This is a genomic window from Ignavibacteria bacterium, assembly GCA_025612375.1.
Lineage (GTDB): Bacteria > Bacteroidota > Ignavibacteria > Ignavibacteriales > SURF-24 > JAAXKN01.
This window is the reverse complement of the sequence record JAAXKN010000040.1, coordinates 10,606-24,358: the sequence shown is the minus strand read 5'-3', so window position 1 is coordinate 24,358 and position 13,753 is coordinate 10,606. Positions and strand designations below refer to the sequence as shown.

Below are 13,753 nucleotides of genomic sequence, written 5' to 3'. Positions count from 1 at the left end.
CTGCAGAATGTTCTCTTTTTATTTATTCCTCCTTCATATTGAATCATCAGTCTTCATGAAGTTTTTAAGTCCGGAGGCTGATGATTCATTCTAGAACCGGCCCCCCAAAGAGGCAAAAACGGGGGCTGAAAATAACATCATCCCTTTCAGAAACAAATTCCTGCATGCCAATGTCTAAACAACAGTCCTTTATGGCTTTAGTTAAAGCCGCGGCGCACTATGTCAAAATGAGCATTTCGGGGCTTGTGGCAGCCATCACGCAACCGCAATTTTGAATTGATTATTAATTAGCGCATCCTCAATTTTGCACTATCAATAATTATTTTCATTATAAGCACTTAAAGAGACGTGCATGGTAACTGTTTCAACTTCTATTACCTTGACATTTTATGTCCGTTAAAGTATTTTTTGAGTTCTAATTGATTTTATAGAGTAAAATTGGCAAAAGAAGAAAAAGATTTAGACTTAAAGGCTCAGAATTCATTAAAAAAGTCCGGCGATATTCCCGAACACATTGCAATTATTATGGACGGGAATGGCAGGTGGGCACGCAAGCGGGGCTTGCCGAGAGCCGCAGGTCACAAACAGGGCGTTGAGACCGTGCGGGATATTGTCAAGGCATGCGTCGGCCTGGGTGTCAGATATCTCACCCTTTACACTTTTTCCACTGAAAACTGGAAAAGACCTAAAGATGAAATCACTACTCTAATGAGACTGATTGTAAAAAGTCTTCAGAACGAGACCAATGAGCTTCATGCAAATGGGGTTAGGCTTTCAACTATCGGCAACAGGGATTCACTTCCTGATGTCGTGCGCCAGGAATTGGAGCAGGCAGTAGAAAAGACTTCAGGCAATACAAAGCTGACGTTAAATCTTGCTTTAAGCTACAGCGGGCGCTGGGAGATTATGGAAGCCGCAAAAAAGATCGGACAGATGGTAAAAGAAGGTCAAATCCGGTCCGAAGACGTAACAGAGTCTCTTTTTTCCTCTTTATTGACCACGAAAGATATTCCTGATCCGGATCTGCTCATCAGAAGCGGCGGGGAATTTCGTATCAGCAACTTTTTACTTTGGCAGATTGCGTATTCGGAAATTTTTATAACAGATGTACTTTGGCCTGAATTCAAACGCCAGCATCTTTATGAAGCCATAAAAGACTACCAGAAAAGGGAACGCAGGTTCGGCCTTGTCAGTGAACAAATATCCAGAACTTCAAAGGTTTAAGAATGACAAAAATTCGTTTTAATACACCGTTTTTATCCGGTCTAGTGGCTTTATTTATAGCTTTTACGCTTACTTCACACGCCCAGATGAACAGAACTCAATACAAAGTTCTCGGAATCTCTGTCCAGGGCAATAAATCAGCCGATGCTTCCACAATTATTGCCAACAGCGGCCTTAAAGTGGGCGATGAGATAGATATACCAGGCGACCAGACAATAAACGCTATCAGGCACCTCTGGAGCCTTAACATATTTTCAGATGTACAGATTTTAATAGACAAACAGCTCGAAAACGGAGTCTTCCTTTTAATTAAGGTTGCAGAGTTCCCCAGAGTCGAAAAGGTGGTCTTCGAGGGCAACGACGACGTTAGCGAAAAGGATATTGAAGGCAAAGTAAGCTTTGTAAGAGGACAGATCCTTAAACCACAGGACCTCTATAACGCAAAGACAAGAATTCAGGGGCTTTACGATGAAGAAGGGCTCCTTAATGCCAAAATAAATATCTTAAGATACAGCTTCCTCGGCGCCGACACGACGGATGACGAAATAAAGGCAACATGGCGCAATAATGCGGATTTTTCTGATGAGTATACAACCACTTACGAAATTAAGGAAAACCCTACGAACCTCGTTTCCAAGCTGAAAGAAAGGATACTTGTAAAATTCAAGATCGACGAGGGAGGCAAGGTTACTGTAAGGGAAATCGCATTTAACGGCAATAACTCACTCTCTGCCGGCGACCTTAAGGGCTCCTTTAAGGAAACCTCAGAGGCTAAATGGTGGAAGTTCTGGAGCAGCGCAAAGCTGAATAAGAAAAAATTTGAGGAAGATGAAAAGCTCCTGGTCGACTACTACAAGTCGCAGGGCTTCCGCGATATGGAAATTCTCTCAGATTCCCTTATCTTCAGCAATGGGAAAAAAGACGTTAAGATTTTAATAAATGTTGCAGAAGGCCCGCAGTATAAGATCAGAAACATCAACTGGGATGGTAACACCGTCTATAAGACCGACGTCTTGAATGACCGCCTCGGCTTAAAGAAAGGCGACCTCTATAATTATGAAAAATTCCAGCAGAACCTGCGCGGAAATGAAAAACAGAACGACGTTGCAGCCCTCTACCAGGATAACGGATACCTGATGAGCAACTTCAGGGCAAATGAGATAAAAGTGGGTCAGGATTCTGTGGACCTGGATATCACGGTAACAGAAGGCAACCAGTTCAAGATCGGCAGAATTGACATTCAGGGCAATGATAAGACCGAAGACAAGGTCGTCAGACGCGAGCTTTATACGATTCCCTCGAATTACTTCAGCAGAACTGCCGTTATGACCAGCCTTCAGCAGCTGGCTAACCTGCAGTACTTTAACGTTGAAAAGCTTTACAAGGAAGGAGCCAACCCGGTTCCTGTAACCGACAGCACGGTTAATATTACCTATTCAGTCGAAGAAAAGTCCAGCGATTACCTGAATGCTTCAATCGGATACTCGGGCAGCTTCGGCTTCTCGGGCTCAGTTGGCGTTACGCTTACTAACTTCTCTCTTGCCCACCCTTTCCAGATGGGCGGCGGACAGGTGCTGAATTTCAACTGGCAGTTCGGCGTGGGTAACTATTACAGAACTTTCACACTCGGCTTTACCGAACCATGGCTTTATGACAGCCCGACACTCTTGGGCTTCGAGGTTTTTGATACAAGACAGGCTTACTACTACGACTTAAGCCAGTACGGCGGCTCGGTAAGGCTCGGTAGACGCCTGACATGGCCCGATCACTATTTTAACGTTCAGGGTACATTTAAGTATCAGAATAACGACATTAAAAATGGCGGCGGATACTACAAGGAAGGTAAATCAGAACAGTATACTATCGGCGCTACAATAAGCAGAAAAGATATTGATAACCCGATCTTCCCTTCCCAGGGTTCTTCTGTAGTTCTGGACGCTGAGCTCTCGGGCGGCGCATTTCTGCCGGGCGACCTTAATTACTATAAGACCCAGTTTAAGGCCGAATGGTATAAGAGGCTTTTCAATACAAACCGTATAGCTTTATACACGGTTGCAGACCTTGGCTACATGAATGAATTCGACCAGCAGACCAGAGAGAAGATTAACCCGTTTGAAAAGTTCTTCATGGGCGGTAACGGCCTCGTAATTGCAACTACACCTTTAAGAGGCTACGACGACAGAACAATCGGCCCAAAGAACATTCTTGGAGACAACCTTGGCGGTAACGTCATGACGCGTTACACCATGGAATTAAGAGCCGCTCTTGCCCTGGAACCGATTCCAATCTACATCCTGGGCTTTGCCGAGGCTGGAAACGTCTGGGCTAACATCAGCCACGATACGAACCTCTTCGACCTGAAGCGTTCGGCCGGCGTGGGCGCAAGAATTTTGATCAACCCGATAGGTCTTATCGGCTTCGACTTCGGTTACGGATTTGACAGAAAAAGCGTAGACGGAAAAGAGCCGGCATGGCTCTTCCACTTCCAGTTCGGCCGTGGATTCTAATATTAAGGCTAATAGAAACAATTTTGAAAATTTGACAATTCAAATATCTTAAAACATAAAACACTAGAAAAATGAGGTTAAAGTGAAAAAATTCCTTTTAATTACAGCTGTATTACTTACCGGATCAATTAGTTTGTTTGCCCAGACAACGGCTCCTGCTGCCCAGAAGATCGGCTTTGTCGATTCTCAGACAATGCTTAAAGCTCTCCCGGAAGCCATCAAGGCACAGGGAGACCTGGACGACCTGACAAAACAATATTATGCTCACGTCGACAGCCTTACAGGACAGCTTCAGCAGATGTACAACGATTTCCAGAAGCAGCAGGCTAAAATGAACCCCAATCAGCAGAAAGATGCACAGCAGAAATTTGTAACCAAACAGCAGGAACTTGAAAACTTCAAACAGCAGAAATTCGGCCAGCAGGGCGAACTCGCTAAAAAATCAGATGAACTTTTTGCCCCGATAAAAGAAAGAATCTTAAAAGGGATTCAGGACGTTGCAAAAGATGAAGGCATGAACTTCGTATTTGACAAGACCGGTGATGTGGTTCTCCTTTATGCAGATACAACTTATGACATTACCTACAAAGTGCTCGACAAACTTAAAAGAGGAAAATAATTACTCTTATAAACATTAGGTACTTATAATGAAAAAATATGCTTTTTTAGTTTCTCTATTCTTTTTCGGTTTAACTCAGCTGTCACATGCGCAGTTAAAGATCGGCTACGTCGATTCTGATACTATCATGGACAAGCTGCCCGATGCGCAGGACGCCCAGCAGAAACTGGACGCTCTTATTAAGGACTGGCAGACCGAGCTCAATAAGCTCGAAAAGGACTGGAAAGATAAGTACGACGATTATGAAAAGCGCAAGCTTATCATGAGCGATCAGACCAGGGCTGAAACTGAAGCTGAACTGGTTAAGCTTGAAGAGAAAATGAACGACTACAGGCAGAAAAAATTCGGCACCAACGGTGAACTCTTCCAGAAGCAGGACGAAGTGATGAAACCGATACAAAACAGGGTCTTTGACGCAATTAAAAAAGTTGCCGAGGAACAGGACCTCGATTTTGTATTTGACAGAAGCGGCGACGTCCTCTTCCTCTATGCCAAGGAAAAATACGATATTACTAATCTTGTGCTACAAAAATTAAAATAATGCTCAATGGAAATAAAATTAAAAGATGTCGCCGACTTAGTCGGCGGCAGTATTATTGGTGATGAAAATGTTATTGTCGGAAATATTGCTAAGATCGAGGAAGCAAAGAAAAACGATTTAACATTCCTATATCTCCCCTCCTACGAAAAATACTTTTCAACCACTCAGGCTTCGGCCATCCTTGTTAAACCAGATTTTCCCAAAACAAGAACGGATATTACCTACATCCAGGTAAATAATCCGAATACCGCATTCCTGACCATACTCAACCGGTTTTTCAAACCGGAATTTCGTTTGACCGGAATAGATGACTCTGCTTATATTGCACCCGGAGTTTCTGTGGGTAATGGCACAGCAATCGGAAAAAATGCCGTCATCTCAGAAGGATGCCGCATAGGCAATAATGTAAAGATATTCCACAACACCGTTCTCATGGATAATGTTGAGGTCGGGGATAATTCAATTATATTCCCTAATGTAACGGTGCGTGAAGGCTGCAAAATTGGAAGCCGAGTCATAATCCATAGCGGAACCGTCATCGGCTCCGACGGATTCGGATATTCACCCGACAACAAAGGCGTATATCATAAAATTCCGCAAATAGGAATTGTTATACTGGAAGATGACGTTGAACTGGGGGCAAACGTTACAATAGACCGCGCGGCGCTTGGTGCAACCGTAATTAAAAAGGGCACCAAGCTCGATAACCTTGTACAGATTGCTCATAACGTTGTTGTGGGTGAAAATACAGTCATGTCTGCACAGACCGGGGTTTCCGGAAGCACAAAAATCGGCCGGAACGTCATTTTAGCCGGACAGGTTGGCGTCGTGGGACACATAGAAATTGCAGATAATGTGATCGTAGGCGCACAGAGCGGGGTTTCCAAATCGCTGTCTAAAGCGGGTACTTATTTCGGCTCCCCTGCAAAGGATATCAAGGCAGCCTTGAGGCTGGAAGGACACGTAAGAAATCTTCCCAATTATGCCGATAAAATAAAGGAAATGGAAAAACAGATAAATGAACTTAAGGAATTAATCAGAAATATCGAGTCAAAAAGGAATAAATAATGTTAGAAAAACAAAGGACAATCAGCAAGGCCGTCTCCATGTCAGGCACGGGGCTGCATACGGGCACCTCATGCACAATGACATTTAAGCCGGCACCTGAGAACTGCGGAATTAAATTCGTCAGAGTAGACTTGGGCGGCAATCCTGAGATACCGGCCATTGCTGAGAATGTCGTTGATATATCAAGAGGAACAACAATTGGAATTGGTGAGGCTAAGGTACACACAGTTGAACACGTACTGGCTTCAATAGCAGGACTTCAGATTGACAATATTATAATAGAACTTGACGGCATGGAGCCTCCAATCGGCGACGGAAGTGCCCTCCCCTACGTTAAAATCCTCCTGGAGGCAGGCTTCCAGCAGCAGGAAGCACCAAAAGACTACCTGATCATTGATGAGACGGTTCAGTACCACAACGAAGAAGGCCAGAACGATATTGTCGCCCTTCCGCTGGACAACTTCAGGGTAACGGTTATGGTCGACTACCAGAACCCGGCCCTTGGAAGCCAGCACTCGGGGCTTTTCGACCTTGAAAAGGAATTTGTTGATGAATTTGCTCCTGCCCGTACATTCAGCTTCTTAAGCGAAATCGAAATGCTGGCCGACCGCGGTCTCATTAAAGGCGGCAACCTCGATAACGCAGTTGTAATCGTCGACAAACAGGTCTCAGAAGGAGAGCTCGAAGAACTGACAAAGAAAATCGGCCTCGAAGGAAAAATTACTCTTGGCAATACAGGATTCTTAAACGACAAGACACTGCGCTTCAAAAATGAACCCGTGCGCCATAAGCTCCTGGATATGCTCGGCGACCTGGCCTTAATAGGCGCCCCGATTAAGGCACAGATACTTGCTGCCCGCCCGGGCCACAAGGCTAACGTCGAATTTGCAAAGCAGGTAAGAAAACTCTACCAGCAGAAGAAACTCGTTAAAAAGTACCAGTTCGTCAAGACCGAGGGGGTCATTTTTGACGCAGACGCCATACAGAGGATTCTGCCTCACCGCTACCCTTTCCTCCTTGTAGATAAAATAACTCACCTTGAGTTCGACAAAAAAGTGGTAGGCGTAAAATCAGTCACACAAAATGAGCCTTTCTTCCCCGGCCACTTCCCCGGAAGACCTATCATGCCGGGCGTACTTATTGTAGAGGCTATGGCTCAGACAGGCGGAATACTCCTTTTGAATGCTTTCCTGGACCCTTCGGAAAAGCTCGTATTGTTCATGCAGATGAACAACGTAAAGTTCAGAAAAACCGTCATCCCAGGCGATCAGCTCGTAATGGAAGTTGAGCTTATAAACAGAAAGAGCAAAACTGCCGTTTTAGCCGGAAAGGCGTACGTCAATAATGTACTTGTAACTGAAGCCGAATTTATGGCTGCAATTGTCGACAAAAACGATAACAAAGGAAAATAAGCGCAATTCTGGGCAAACTGTGACAGAATGCTTTAGAATGCGGAATTTTTAATATAATTATAACCAGATTATGAATAATATACACCCTACTGCCATTGTCAGTAAAAAGGCAAAGCTTGGCGAAGACATTACAGTTGGCCCAGGCGCAATAATCCACGACGACGTGGAAATCGGCAGCGGATGCCAGATAGGCCCTTACGCAGTCCTCTACGACGGGGCCAGAATAGGCAGCCGCGTCAAAATCCACCAGTCGGCTTCAATTGCAAATGTACCGCAGGACCTGAAATTCGGCGGAGAACCTACACTTTTTTATGTGGGTGACGACACAACAATTCATGAGTTCGTTACACTGCACAGGGGAACACTTGAAACCGGATTCTCCAGAGTCGGCAGTAACTGCCTTTTAATGGCATATTCCCACGTCGCACACGACACCGTTGTCGGCAACAACTGCATTCTTGCAAACGGAGTACAGCTTGCCGGACACGTTGAACTGGAAGACTGGGTCATAATTGGCGGCCTTACACCGGTGCACCAGTTCTGCCGCATCGGGCAGCATGCCATGATCGGAGGAGGCTTCCGTGCCGTTCAGGACGTGCCGCCTTTCGTTCTAGCAGGAAACGAACCTTTGAGGTATTCGGGTCTTAACGTCATCGGCCTCAGGCGCAGGGGCTTCAGCAATGGAGACATTACTGCGCTTAAGCAGGCATACAACATTATTTACAACTCAGGGCTCACTCTTTCAGAGGCAAAACTGAAAGTAAGAGAAGAACTCTGCGATAATCCTTTTGCAATAAAGGTAGTTGAATTCTTCGACAAGTGCGGCAACAGGGGCTTCATACGCAGATGAAATGGAACCTCCTGGATACAGGCTTTAATACGGGCCAGTTCAATATGGAATTTGATATTGAGCTTGCCCGCAATTGCCCCGATGATGAGGCTTTCTTCAGGCTCTACCGCTGGAAGCCATACTGCATCTCGCTCGGGGCAAATCAGAAGTTTGAGGACATTAACCTCCCTAAGGCCTCAGAACAGGGTATTGACGTTGTTAAAAGGCCTACCGGGGGACGCGCAATTCTGCACGCAGATGAACTGACCTATTCAGTCGTTCTGCCTGCAAAGGCCGGTTACTCCTCAACCGAGATCTACAGAAAAGTAAGCCTCAGCCTGGTAAGAGCCTTAAGAGACTTTCACTCCGGACTTCAGGAAGTTGAGCTTGAAAACCTCCAGCCCGATTTCTTAAGCCTCCTGAAAGATCCCACGGGAATTGCCTGCTTTGCCTCTACGGCTAAAAGCGAGGTGAAATTTAAGGGCCAAAAGCTCATCGGTAGCGCCCAGAGGAAAATGGGACACGCAATTCTTCAGCACGGCTCTTTACTTTGCGGAAATTTTCATTTACAATTAATTGATTTTCTAAATCTGCCCGGCCATGAAATAGAAACAATTAAGGACGATCTTTTGCACAAAACGACCGACCTTAATTCCATTCTTGGAATTGAGATCGATTATGATTTATTATCCGAAACCATAATTAAAGGCTTTGAGGACGAATGGGGTATTGAGTTCATTAAACCAATCGGAACGGAATCTAAGTTATGAGTACACATACGGATTTCAGAAAAATCACCACACAGACACTCTACCTTTCCAAGCAGAAAGGGATTAAAATTGCTGCCCTGACGGCCTACGACTTTATTACGGCCAAGCTTTTGGACCAGGCAGGCGTTGATCTTATTCTTGTTGGTGATTCCTTAAGTAACGTGTTCCAGGGAAACGAGACAACTCTTCCTGTGACTATGGATGAAATGATCTATCACACCAAGGCTGTCAGCAAGGGTGTCGACAGGGCCATGGTTGTCGTTGACCTCCCGTTTATGTCCTACCAGGCAAATGTGGAGGAAGGTTTCAGGAATGCAGGCCGCATAATGAAGGAAACACCCGCCGGGGGCGTTAAGCTCGAAGGCGGTGAAAGAGTTGCCCAAACGGTCAGAAAAATTACAGAGGCAGGAATCCCTGTCATGGGCCATATCGGCCTGACCCCGCAGAGCATTCACCAGTTCGGAAGCTACAAGGCACGAGGAAAGGAAGAAGATGAGGCACGTCAGCTCCTCAAGGACGCAAAAATCCTTGAAGAGGCAGGCGCATTCTCTATTGTCCTTGAAAAGATTCCGGCCGACCTGGCAAAACAGATTACCGGAAGCATTTCAATTCCTACTATCGGCATCGGCGCCGGGGTCCACTGCGACGGGCAGATACTCGTTACGCCCGACATGCTGGGCTTAAATGTGGACTTCCACCCCCGCTTCGTAAGAAATTACGCTAAGCTGGCAGAGGATATGGTGGAAGCTGTTAAAAATTATGTGAAAGATGTTAAAGAAAAAGGGTTTCCTTCTGAAAGCGAAAGCTACTAGTATTTAGTTTTTAGATGCTTTTCCGGAACGCCGGTCTGATCCCCCGCTTTTCAGGAAAGCTCTGTACTGAAAGGAAAACCCGGTTGATTATTTTTTAGAACGGGATTGTTTAATTTGAGTCAGAATGGTCATATATGAGAAAGTTATTTTATATTTTATTTCTGTTTTTTAGTTTCTCCACGTTCATGCACGCCGAAACTGCTCCGTTAATTGAGTCATTTCTTGATGGTGCTATAATTTCACAGATCTCAGGCGACGCAGGCGACATATGGGTGGCAACATACGGCAAGGGAATCTATCACTATTCAGCTAAAGAAAACAGCTGGACTAACTACTCCACGGCAAAAGGAAACCTGCAGCAGGATTTCTTTTACTGCATTGCAGTAAATCAGGATTATGTCTGGGCCGGCTGCAGCGACGGGCTTTTTACTCTCGATAAGAGAACCAATACCTGGATGAAAAGAAAATTCGGCAAGGGCGCAGAACTAGGCCAGTGGGTGCGCGCCGTTGCATACGATCCCTCAATAAACGCTCTCTGGATAGGACGCTTCAAGTTCCTCACAAAACTTGAAGTTGCAAAGCAGAAGTATACAGACTATGATCTTACCACTAACGGGGATGCCAAGACAAACAACATTAAAACCATTAAGGTAGACGGCGACAGCCTTGTGTGGTTCGGTACCGAGGTCGGAATTCATAAATACAACAAGAAGTTTGAGATAGAAGACACAAGGTCACTCCAGTTCATAACAAGCAGGGATAACAATTTTAACGGCGACGGCGATGCAATATCCCCTGCCGATATACTTTTTGAAACAAAAAACGTCTGGTTCGGACTCGATGAGTTTGTAACGGTCCAGAAACCGAACTTCAATATCGGAGGCGTTTATTTTTACGACAGAAAGCTGGAATGGGAACGTTTCGGCAAGTCGAACGGCCTTCCGGCAAACGGCATTTTCTGCCTCGCAAGAACAGGCAACTATATCTGGGCCAGCGTCTACGAATTCAACAAGTCAAATAAGGAACAGGTTGGCCAGGGTGTGGCCCTCATTAACCGCTATACGAAAAAGGTGACAAGAATCAGTAAAGATGAACTGAACCTTAGAAGCGATAAGATACTTTCAATGTTCTATGACGGCAATAATATGTGGCTGGGAACCGAGGCCGGACTTCTGAGGGTTAAAATAACAAACGACTTTGCTATGCTGAAAAAGTAATTAAAACAAAATTTTAATTTCAGGGCTTTATCCCCCATGCGGAGGATAAAGCCTTTTTTTTTAAGCCCGTTTTATTTTCAGACTGTTATTCAATTTCAGAAACACTGTTTTGTACGGTCTGCAGATTTTTCATCAGGTCCTGCATTCTGCCCTTAAGAGAAGCAATCTCGCTTGCCAGATCCTCTTTATCAAACGACTGAAGACCACGCTCTATAATTTTCTGTTTTGTAATACTGAGAGAAGAAAGTGATGCGGCAATATTCAGATAATGCTGTGTTAACCTCTCAAGTTCTCTTAAAATCTCCTTTTCCAATTTGGCACTCCTTGAGTCTTTCGTAACTTATTTGTTGATACAATGATTTAAGTCCGGAATTACCGTCATATCAAAATAAGCACCTTTTCTGATACTCACAAAGAATTAATGCATGAGGCAGACTCAGATTTCAATTATGCCTGAAAAAACGATGGTCATAGATAAATTTTTTCACTAATTTTGTCCGTTAAGAGAACTCTTAGCCCAAATAAAATTATTTGAAATATTCCGGGGTATTATGAAATTGATTAAAAACTTCCTTCCGGGCTGTCTTAGCCCCGCTGCTGCATTGCTTATTGCTTTATGTCTTCCGGCTTCAGGTCATCTTAAAGCCGCAGAGGGTGCCGCCAATACACGCGACACCCTTTTCTTTGACAACTTTTCCGGAGATAACCTGGACCGCTCCAAGTGGAACGTTATTGTTACGGGCTGGACCGTAAACAACGAACAGCAGGCATACGTCGATTCCGCCTCGGCACTTTACATTGCACACGGAGATAAAGCCGAAGGCTCGCCTGACGGGGCACTTGTAATTGAGGCGAACTACCGGCCAGGCTTTACAACCAAAGAGGGGAAGAAATTCAGTTTCACCTCGGGCCGCATCGATACAAAGAGGAAATTTGATTTCAGCTACGGTACAGCTTCAGCACGCATGAAGCTTCCTGATGGAACAGGGCTCTGGCCCGCCTTCTGGCTCTTGGGCACAGGGCGCTGGCCTGACACGGGTGAAATCGATATAATGGAAAACGTCGGGGAAAAGGACTGGACCAGCGTGGCACTCCACGGCCCTGGATATTCAGGCGAGACACCGCTGGTAAATAAGGCTTACTTTACAGACAGCGATGTCTCAAAGTGGCACGTGTACTCAGTTGACTGGAAGCCTGAGGGTTTTGTTTTCTACGTGGACGGAGTTATTGTCTACAGGGCCACAAGGCCGATGATTGAAAACTACGGCAGGTGGGCTTACGACAACCCAAAGTACATCATTCTTAACCTTGCTCTTGGAGGCGCCTATCCGGTTAAAACAAACGGCGTTAAAGCCCCATATCCCGGAATTCCTGAACCCACGGTTAACCTTATTAAAAGCGGCAATGCAAGGGTCCTTGTCGACTGGGTTTTAATTACGCAGGATAAGTAAGATCTTCCTTCTGAAAATTTAATGCCGGGGAGGCTTAGAATGGCTGCCCCCGGCAAAACTTCAAACTCCTCCCTTTTGATTCAGCATTAAGCATTCAGCATTAAGCATTAAAAAGCGCAAATTCCCGTACTTTTTACGGTTTATTTAAAAAATTATGAATATTTTTATAGTTGGCTTTTTCTATAAAAGCCTGACGAAGGATATTCGGCAGGCTTCCCTGACTGAACTGATTTCCGGCAAAAACCGGAGGAAATAAATATATCTGATATTATAAACTTTGAGGAAGTATGGTGAAGTTTTCTAAAGAAAGACTTGAGGAATTAAAGAAGAATTTTGAGGGCAAAAGGATTGCAGTTATTGGTGATATGATGCTGGACTGTTACTTCTGGGGCGACGTAAAAAGAATATCCCCGGAAGCACCGGTACCCGTAATTGAAATTGACAACGAATTCTACCGCTTCGGAGGAGCAGCTAACGTTGCCCTCAATATACTGAAGCTCGGCGGCATCCCCCTGCCCGTTGGAATAATCGGATACGACAACCACGGCTCCATATTCACTTCCCTTATGGAAGAGGCAGGCATTGAGGCTAAAGGAATAATAATCGACGACACCAGGCCCACTACGGCTAAAACAAGAGTAATTGCACAGAACCAGCATATAGTTAGAATTGACCATGAATGCAAGGACTATATTGGAAAGGAAACAGAAGACAGAATACTTAAATTCGTCACAGACAACATAAAAGACATAGACGGCATCATTCTTCAGGACTACAACAAGGGGGTCCTTACACCCGTGATCATTGAAGAAATTATAAACTTATCCAATAAGAATAATGTTATAGTTAATGTTGACCCTAAGTTTAACAATTTCTTCAATTATAAGAATGTTACGGTATTTAAGCCGAACAGAAAAGAAACTGAGGATGCTTTCGGCATTAGGATCAGAACAGAGGAAGATATACATAATGCCGGCAATATGCTTCTCGACAGGCTCGGCTCTAAATACGCCCTTTTGACTCTTGGCGAACAGGGTATTGCAATTTTTGAAAATGGGCAGAACGAAAGAAGAATTCCAACAAAGGCCAGGAAAGTAGCCGACGTTTCCGGAGCCGGCGACACGGTTGTCTCCACGCTTACGGTTGCCCTTACGGCAGGAGCCGATATATGCGAAGCCTCCTATCTTGCAAATTACGCTGGAGGACTGGTCTGCGAGGAAGTTGGTATTGTGCCTATCGAGGCAGACAAGCTTTTTGAAGAGGTGGAAAAAGACTCCCTTAGCAGCTAAATGCAGTAATGTGC

The 13,753-nt window shown here is 44.9% G+C and carries 13 protein-coding genes; 12 read left to right on the top strand and 1 reads right to left on the bottom strand.

Features of this window, described 5'->3' with window-relative positions; all coding sequences use genetic code 11:
• The first annotated feature begins 438 nt into the window (after positions 1-438).
• The 10 genes from HF312_17885 (at position 439) to HF312_17840 (ending at position 10,999) form a co-directional block, all read left to right on the top strand.
• Complete coding sequence (locus HF312_17885; GenBank protein ID MCU7522091.1) at positions 439-1,224, top strand: isoprenyl transferase; 786 nt, start codon at positions 439-441, stop codon at positions 1,222-1,224.
• A gap of 2 nt (positions 1,225-1,226) precedes the next feature.
• Positions 1,227-3,731, top strand: coding sequence for an outer membrane protein assembly factor BamA (gene bamA, locus HF312_17880; protein MCU7522090.1), 2,505 nt, complete (start codon positions 1,227-1,229; stop codon positions 3,729-3,731).
• A gap of 82 nt (positions 3,732-3,813) precedes the next feature.
• Positions 3,814-4,350, top strand: coding sequence for an OmpH family outer membrane protein (locus HF312_17875; GenBank protein MCU7522089.1), 537 nt, complete (start codon positions 3,814-3,816; stop codon positions 4,348-4,350).
• Between the two features lie 28 nt (positions 4,351-4,378).
• A complete protein-coding gene (locus HF312_17870) occupies positions 4,379-4,891 on the top strand; it encodes an OmpH family outer membrane protein (GenBank protein ID MCU7522088.1) in 513 nt (170 codons plus the stop codon).
• Between the two features lie 6 nt (positions 4,892-4,897).
• Positions 4,898-5,959 carry a UDP-3-O-(3-hydroxymyristoyl)glucosamine N-acyltransferase gene (gene lpxD / locus HF312_17865; GenBank protein MCU7522087.1) on the top strand — a complete coding sequence of 354 codons (1,062 nt, stop codon included), beginning with the start codon at positions 4,898-4,900 and terminating at the stop codon, positions 5,957-5,959.
• Positions 5,959-7,371: a bifunctional UDP-3-O-[3-hydroxymyristoyl] N-acetylglucosamine deacetylase/3-hydroxyacyl-ACP dehydratase gene (locus HF312_17860; GenBank protein MCU7522086.1), complete on the top strand. Its 1,413-nt coding sequence runs from the start codon at positions 5,959-5,961 to the stop codon at positions 7,369-7,371. Before lpxD ends, HF312_17860 begins: the two co-directional genes overlap by 1 nt.
• Positions 7,372-7,441: 70 nt before the next feature.
• Positions 7,442-8,221 (top strand): acyl-ACP--UDP-N-acetylglucosamine O-acyltransferase, encoded by a 780-nt coding sequence (lpxA, locus tag HF312_17855; protein ID MCU7522085.1) that lies wholly within the window; start codon positions 7,442-7,444, stop codon positions 8,219-8,221.
• The gene (locus HF312_17850; protein MCU7522084.1) at positions 8,218-8,970 is read left to right on the top strand and encodes a hypothetical protein; all 753 of its coding nucleotides are present in this window, start codon (positions 8,218-8,220) and stop codon (positions 8,968-8,970) included. The genes lpxA and HF312_17850 overlap by 4 nt, the downstream gene beginning before the upstream one ends.
• Positions 8,967-9,782, top strand: coding sequence for a 3-methyl-2-oxobutanoate hydroxymethyltransferase (panB, locus tag HF312_17845; GenBank protein ID MCU7522083.1), 816 nt, complete (start codon positions 8,967-8,969; stop codon positions 9,780-9,782). Before HF312_17850 ends, panB begins: the two co-directional genes overlap by 4 nt.
• Positions 9,783-9,916: 134 nt before the next feature.
• Complete coding sequence (locus HF312_17840; protein MCU7522082.1) at positions 9,917-10,999, top strand: hypothetical protein; 1,083 nt, start codon at positions 9,917-9,919, stop codon at positions 10,997-10,999.
• 85 nt (positions 11,000-11,084) lie between these two features.
• Here the strand turns inward: HF312_17840 and HF312_17835 are convergent, their stop codons facing one another.
• Entirely contained in the window at positions 11,085-11,312 is a 228-nt protein-coding gene (locus HF312_17835; protein ID MCU7522081.1) for a hypothetical protein, read from the bottom strand.
• Between the two features lie 238 nt (positions 11,313-11,550).
• Between HF312_17835 and HF312_17830 the strand changes: the two genes are divergently transcribed.
• Both HF312_17830 and rfaE1 read left to right on the top strand, forming a co-directional pair.
• The gene (locus HF312_17830) at positions 11,551-12,450 is read left to right on the top strand and encodes a glycoside hydrolase family 16 protein (protein MCU7522080.1); all 900 of its coding nucleotides are present in this window, start codon (positions 11,551-11,553) and stop codon (positions 12,448-12,450) included.
• A 287-nt stretch (positions 12,451-12,737) separates the two neighbouring features.
• On the top strand, positions 12,738-13,739 hold the full coding sequence (rfaE1, locus tag HF312_17825; protein MCU7522079.1) for a D-glycero-beta-D-manno-heptose-7-phosphate kinase: 1,002 nt from the start codon (positions 12,738-12,740) through the stop codon (positions 13,737-13,739).
• Positions 13,740-13,753: the final 14 nt, after the last annotated feature.

Coding starts and splice junctions, on each gene's coding strand:
- panB (MCU7522083.1), top strand. CDS start 8,967: ATGAGTACACATACGGATTTCAGAAAAATCACCACACAGACACTCTAC.
- HF312_17870 (MCU7522088.1), top strand. CDS start 4,379: ATGAAAAAATATGCTTTTTTAGTTTCTCTATTCTTTTTCGGTTTAACT.
- HF312_17850 (MCU7522084.1), top strand. CDS start 8,218: ATGAAATGGAACCTCCTGGATACAGGCTTTAATACGGGCCAGTTCAAT.
- rfaE1 (MCU7522079.1), top strand. CDS start 12,738: ATGGTGAAGTTTTCTAAAGAAAGACTTGAGGAATTAAAGAAGAATTTT.
- lpxD (MCU7522087.1), top strand. CDS start 4,898: ATGGAAATAAAATTAAAAGATGTCGCCGACTTAGTCGGCGGCAGTATT.
- HF312_17830 (MCU7522080.1), top strand. CDS start 11,551: ATGAAATTGATTAAAAACTTCCTTCCGGGCTGTCTTAGCCCCGCTGCT.
- HF312_17860 (MCU7522086.1), top strand. CDS start 5,959: ATGTTAGAAAAACAAAGGACAATCAGCAAGGCCGTCTCCATGTCAGGC.
- lpxA (MCU7522085.1), top strand. CDS start 7,442: ATGAATAATATACACCCTACTGCCATTGTCAGTAAAAAGGCAAAGCTT.
- bamA (MCU7522090.1), top strand. CDS start 1,227: ATGACAAAAATTCGTTTTAATACACCGTTTTTATCCGGTCTAGTGGCT.
- HF312_17840 (MCU7522082.1), top strand. CDS start 9,917: ATGAGAAAGTTATTTTATATTTTATTTCTGTTTTTTAGTTTCTCCACG.